Source organism: Eubacterium sp. BIOML-A2 (assembly GCF_009680135.1).
Taxonomy (GTDB): domain Bacteria; phylum Bacillota; class Clostridia; order Lachnospirales; family Lachnospiraceae; genus Faecalicatena; species Faecalicatena contortus_B.
Window position 1 is genome coordinate 1 of sequence record NZ_WKZK01000110.1, and the last position, 3,440, is coordinate 3,440.

Consider the following 3,440-nt stretch of genomic DNA (forward strand, 5'->3'; position numbering starts at 1 on the left):
CCGAATCCCAGGATCATGAAGAACAGCCCCAGGTGCAGGATGGTCCCGTTCTGGGCCAGCACCGCCGGGTCCATCACGCCCCCGGGCAGGAAATCCATGCTGCTCCCAAAGTGGTAAAACACAAAGACCCCGAACAGCGCCATGTAAGCCCCGCACATGGAGTAAAAGAGATACTTCAGCCCCGCCATGACCGCCTCGTGGCTCTGGGCATGCAAAACCAGGGGCATGGACACCAGGGTCATCATTTCAAAAAACAGATAGATGGTCACCAGGTTCCCCGCAAGGCTTAGGCCCTGCAGCGCACACAATGTCAGCAGGTAAAAGCCCCAGAACCGCCGCCTATGGTGTTCATGGTGCAGGTATTCTACCGAAAAGATGCCCCCCAGCAGCCAGGCCAAGGCAATGAACCCCAGGAAAAAAGCCCCCAGGTGATCCAGCCGGAAGGTGATGCCCAGGCCCTCTGTCAGGGTCAGCAGCGTAAGCTCTGCCCCGCTCCCCCGGCCGTAGGAAACCAGCAGCAGGGCCACAGACACTGCAGTAAGGGCCAGGGCTGCCACCGCCGCCCAGGACATCTTTTTCTCCTCCATTTTTTTGGCAGGGGGCACCAGAAAAAGAAGCCCTGCCGCTGCCGGTATAAAGATTGAACATAGAATCCACGCCTGTGTGTACATATTTCCTCCTAATCTGCCTTAGAGTGCTCCCTTATCCAAAGATCTCCAGCCCCTGCCTGACCACCTGCATCACGGGCGCCGCACCAATGCCCAAAAACAGCGTCAGGGCCACGCCGCCCCCAATGGCAGCCTTGAACTGCCAGGGATTGCACGCTGTCTGCTCTTTCATCCCCGCCGCTTTCCCCGCAGTCAGCGGGGTATACAGGATCAGGACCACTCTCATAAAATAAATCGCATTGAGCACCGTGCTCACCGCCAGCGCCGCCAGCACCACCACCGCATAGGCCGGCCGTTCCAGGGATGCCTCCGCAAACATCAGCTTGCTGACAAACCCGCCGAACCCCGGGATGCCCACCATGGACAGCGAACCGGCCACGAAGCCCACACCCGCTGCTTTATTGCGGAACCCAGCTCCACGAAGCCCCTGGATATCCGCGTTCCCCGCAGACACCTTGATCAGGCCGAAGGCCGCCACAAACACCAGGGATTTTGCCGCTGCATGGGCGAAGATATGGTAGAGCCCCGCCCCGGCACCCGCCGCTGAGCCCAGGCCGATGCCCATGAAAATATAACCGATCTGTGCCACGGAGGAATAGGCAACCATCCTCCGCAGGTTCTTCTGCCGCACCGCATCCAGGGACCCCAGCACCATGCCGATGGTCCCGAATACAAACAGCACATTGATGATCCCGCTTCCCGCAAACACTTCCGCCCCCGTCACCCGGTAGATGATCTTCACCAGCAGGAAGATATAGCCTTTGGATACGATACTGGAAAGCATGGCCGATGAGGACGCCGTGGCATTCCCATAGGCATTGGGCAGCCACGCATGGAAGGGCCACAGGGCGCTCTTAATGGCAAGCCCCACGCTCACCAGCCCGATGGTCACGATCAGCGGCACCCGGTACTCCCCGGTCTGCCACAGCAGCAGGATGCTCTCCTTGATGTTGCTCAGGAGCAGGTGCCCGGTCATATCGTAGAAGAAGCTGATGCCAAGCAGCAAAAGCCCCGAGCCCATGAGGCTCATGATCATGTAGCGCACCCCCGCCGCAATGGTCAGGTCATTGAATTTCCCCAGGATCAGCCCGCAGGCTGCAATGGTATTGATCTCCACAAACACATAGGCGGTAAAAAGGTCATTGGTGTATACCAGCGCCAGGTTGGACGCCAGCATCAGGTCCGCCATGATATAGTAAAAATTCGCCTTATCCGCTTCCAGGTCCCTGCGCGCCTCTTCCATGCCGCCCCACAAAGCCAGCAGCATAATCACGCAGAACAACAGCGCCATGGCAGCCTCCAGCATGCCCGCACGCAGTTCGTTCCCCCAGGGCGCCGGGAAGCGGCCCATCACATACACATAGCTCTCCCCCGTCCCCATCAAAAACGCCAGCAGGAAGGCGGACATCACCCCCACCGCCCCCGTCATGCACAGGCTGAGCCGCCGGGCCGCTTTCCCTTTCAGTGCGGACGTGATGATCGCCGCAAACATGGCGGCTAAAATCGAAAAACAGGGCACATTCTGTACAAAACTCATTCTTCCTTCTCCCTTATCTTGAGCGATATCTTATCCAGGTCCAGCGTGTGGTATCTCTGATACAGGCAGATAGTCAGCGCCAGCATCAGCGCCGTCACCGACACCGACACCACGATCCCCGTCAGCACAAGCCCGCTGGGCACCGGGTTGATGTAGGCCTCCACGCTTTGCACCCCGTCCACGATGATGGGCGCTTTGAGCCCCTTGATGTACCCCTTTACCGCAAGAAAAAGGTACACCGCCGTATCCATGATGTTCAGGCCGATGATCTTTTTGATCAGGTTCTTATGCAGGAACAGGTCCGTAAACCCGATCCCAAACAAAATGACCGCCACCACCTCTATGAAATTTGCCGTTAAATGGCTTCCCATCTTACAGCCCCCCTCTCCGGAACAATGCATAAAATGCATAGATTGTACATGCCACCTCTGTCCCCACGCAGATATTGATGGGCAGGATGATCCCCCCGCTTAAAATAGCCCCGGGCTCCCCCAGCGGGAAAAGGTGTTCCAGCCCGTTGGCCCCCGTGTAGAAAAAGTGCAGGGCGATCAGGCCGTAGAGCAGCAGGGCTGTCACCTTCACGATCACATAGATCTTTTCATTGAAGAACCGCTGGGTCCTGGGAAACCCGAAAGACGCCGCGTAAAGGATCATCCCCGCGCCGATCACCGCGCCCCCCGAGAACCCGCCCCCCGGTGACAGGTGCCCGTTTAAGATGATATAGATCCCAAATAAAAAAATCACCGGGCATACCACCTTCGCCACCTTCTTCAGCACCGTGTCCTCCAGAGGCTCCAGGCCGTAGTCATCCAGCTTCAGTTTCCTGCGCTTCTCCTCATTCTCCACCATCAAAAGGATCATGACGCAGCAGGTCGCGATAAACAGCACCGTGGTCTCCCCAAAGGTATCAAAGGCACGGTACGTCAGGATCATCCCCGTCACCAGGTTCACGGAACCCGTCTCCTCCAGCCCCTGGGTAATATAACGCGCAGGCACTTCATTATTGGCTGGGTTGGACTCTGCCCCCACGGAGGGGAGGAAGGACACCGCATACACCAGGATCCCAATCAGCAGCAGGCACACTGCCACGCTCACCGTGCGGTACACATGCCCATACCCTTTCAGCCTTTTATTCCGGGGATAGTCCCGGCTCTTTTTTCTGATCGCTTCATAGTCGGAGGGACCATACGGCTCCTCTGGCTCCTGCACCGGGGCCGGGGGCTTCATCTCCAGGG

Annotated in this window: 4 protein-coding genes; all 4 read right to left on the reverse strand. The window is 58.1% G+C overall.

The annotated features are described in order from the left end of the window. Positions 1-671, reverse strand: a 671-nt coding sequence (locus GKG43_RS22575; protein ID WP_279230118.1) for a proton-conducting transporter membrane subunit, incomplete at its 3' end; no start/stop codon positions are given. A gap of 31 nt (positions 672-702) precedes the next feature. Beyond that, a complete protein-coding gene (locus GKG43_RS22580; RefSeq protein ID WP_173020145.1) occupies positions 703-2,205 on the reverse strand; it encodes a proton-conducting transporter membrane subunit in 1,503 nt (500 codons plus the stop codon). Continuing rightward, a complete protein-coding gene (locus GKG43_RS22585) occupies positions 2,202-2,576 on the reverse strand; it encodes a cation:proton antiporter subunit C (protein WP_025657861.1) in 375 nt (124 codons plus the stop codon). Before GKG43_RS22585 ends, GKG43_RS22580 begins: the two co-directional genes overlap by 4 nt. A gap of 1 nt (position 2,577) precedes the next feature. Next, positions 2,578-3,440 (reverse strand): hydrogen gas-evolving membrane-bound hydrogenase subunit E (gene mbhE / locus GKG43_RS22590; RefSeq protein ID WP_129880122.1); only part of this gene is annotated, 863 nt, incomplete at its 5' end.

Bases quoted from the DNA above. Each gene is read 5' to 3' on its own strand.
- GKG43_RS22580 (WP_173020145.1), bottom strand. From the start codon at position 2,205: ATGAGTTTTGTACAGAATGTGCCCTGTTTTTCGATTTTAGCCGCCATG.
- GKG43_RS22585 (WP_025657861.1), bottom strand. From the start codon at position 2,576: ATGGGAAGCCATTTAACGGCAAATTTCATAGAGGTGGTGGCGGTCATT.